Genomic DNA, 2,190 nt, shown 5'->3' on the forward strand with positions numbered 1-2,190 from the left:
GCAGCCTCGCCGCCGGACGTCCACCAGTGCAGCATCTGCACTTCCTTCACATCCGCAGCCTTGGCAGCACCCAAGCCCGCAACACTCATCGTCACCAACGCTGTCGTCATCAAAAACTTGCGCATCGTTTCCTCCCGGTTTGCAAGTTCACAAAAGCGGAAAATCCGCGGTCAAAAAGCCCCTGCGCTCCCCGCGCGAAAGACTCTACTTATACGGCGCGAACGCCGCATGGGTTAATTTAAAACGTTATAAACATAAGCAAGTCAAGTGTAGCGACGCGCCTTTCTTTGTCGGAGGCAGTATCATTTACTGCCTGTTTTTACTTGTCTTTCAGACACAGCCCTATTGCTTGGAAAACGGAAGCCGATTATTTAAAACGTTTCCATAATAGCATTGCTTTCGGCGCCGATATCGCGCTAGTGTCCGGCCAATCGACGCTTTGGAGGAAAGTCGAGCGTGTCTCGCATTACAATGCCGCCCACGACCGGAGTGACCCGCAGGAGCGGCAAGCCGACGTTGCGCACCATCGCGGACATCGCGGGCCTTGCTGTGACGACGATATCGCGAGCCCTTTCGGACGACCCGGTCATCAACCACGAGACCCGCAAGCGCGTCCGGGAGATCGCGCTGCAGGTCGGTTACTCCCCAGATCGAGCGGCCCAGCGCCTGAAGACCGGCCGCACGAACGTCATCGCCATCCTTCTTGAATCGCATGAGGAGATCCTCGGCTACGGCACCTCGATCATGTCCGGCATCGCCGCTGCTTTGCAGGGCACCACCTACCATCTGATCGTCATGCCCAACCTGCCGCACACGACCAATATCGAGGCAGTCAACTACATCATGCGCAATCACATGGCCGACGGCCTGGTGATGTCGCGCACCGAACCGTTCGACCCGCGCGTGCGGCTGCTAATGGAGCACAATTTTCCGTTCGTCACCCATGGCCGCACCGAACTTTCCACGCCGCATCCTTATGTCGACTACGACAATTTCACGTTCGCCTATGAGGCAACCAAGCGGCTGATCGCCAAAGGGCGTCGTAAGCCCGCTTTGATCGGCGGTCCGATGCAGTTCAGCTTCGGCAGCCATATCCTGCACGGCTTCATGACCGCGGTGCGCGAAGCCGGCTGTGCCTACGAGATTATCTCCGAGATCGACCTCGATCATCCGGCGGGCGCGATTCGCGACCGTATCGCCCGACGGCATCGCGAAGCCGATCCACCCGACGCCTTCATGTGCGGCGGCGAAGTGTGCGCGCTTGCCACGATCACCGGCATGAGCGATTGCGGCCTCACCCTTGGCGTCGAATACGACATCGTCGCCAAGCAGACCTCGCAGTTACTTTCCGCCATCCAGCCGAAGGTGGAAACGATTTATGAGGACCTTACGGCCACCGGCGAACATATCGGCCGCATCCTGAGGAAACGGATCAGCGGCGAGACGGATATGGACCAGTTGCAGATGCTGCTAACGCCGCAGCCGCCTTTCTCCGGCGGTACCGGAAAATAGATGACATCTGCTACTCGATCTCAACTGGCTACGCGGTAGACCTTAGCCTCGTGACTCCGGCGGTTACTGCAAGCGGACACCCTATTGAAGCTCGGATTTCTGCTCGAAATCGACAATGACGCCGTGTCGCAATGCCTCTTCTTGAGCTGCACGAAGAGCCTGCTGGATGAAATAGACGACGAGGTCATAGTCCGGGCTCTCCTGCGAGGCGATTTCCCACGCGATGTTCAGAGTGAATATCAGTTGTGGGGCGATCGTATCGGTCACGGCGGCGTATCCCGGAAGCACGGAGATACTAGGGTGCGCCCGCACCCAGGGCAACATCAACGGTTGAGCGTGCCGTAGGAGAATGTCACCAGCGACCTAGTGGGATTTACTATGGCCTTCACAAGGACGCCCAACGATTCAAGAGACGCGCACGTGCTGGGCGGCTTGAGTGTCCTTCCCGAGAGAGGGGTGGCAGTTCATACCGGAGACATGGGTTACACTTTTGGCCTTTGCGAGGAGAGCGAAGGTGCCTTGGCAGGAGGTGCAACCGCATGGACGAGCGTCTCAAATTCGTTGCGCGGGTTCTGGATGGCGAGAAGATAGCGGCGCTGTGCCGCGAATTCGGCATCTCCCGCAAGACCGGTCACAAGATCATCAGCCGCTATAACGACAGCGGTCTGGAAGGACTGA

General features: G+C 58.2%; 2 protein-coding genes and 2 pseudogenes. 2 read left to right on the plus strand and 2 right to left on the minus strand.

Annotated features, from left to right (window positions below):
- Positions 1-125 (minus strand): annotated as a pseudogene (locus AC1DPR_RS31605) (sugar ABC transporter substrate-binding protein); the annotation flags it as partial.
- A 346-nt stretch (positions 126-471) separates the two neighbouring features.
- Here AC1DPR_RS31605 and AC1DPR_RS31610 point away from each other — a divergent pair.
- On the plus strand, positions 472-1,512 hold the full coding sequence (locus AC1DPR_RS31610; RefSeq protein WP_477817982.1) for a LacI family transcriptional regulator: 1,041 nt from the start codon (positions 472-474) through the stop codon (positions 1,510-1,512).
- A gap of 81 nt (positions 1,513-1,593) precedes the next feature.
- On the opposite strand, the gene AC1DPR_RS31615 is transcribed toward AC1DPR_RS31610, so the two are convergent.
- Entirely contained in the window at positions 1,594-1,779 is a 186-nt protein-coding gene (locus tag AC1DPR_RS31615) for a hypothetical protein (protein WP_018117079.1), read from the minus strand.
- Between the two features lie 247 nt (positions 1,780-2,026).
- On the opposite strand from AC1DPR_RS31615, the pseudogene AC1DPR_RS31620 reads away from it, so the two are divergent.
- Positions 2,027-2,190 (plus strand): annotated as a pseudogene (locus AC1DPR_RS31620) (helix-turn-helix domain-containing protein); the annotation flags it as partial.

It is taken from the genome of Rhizobium sp. 01T417, from assembly GCF_056398905.1.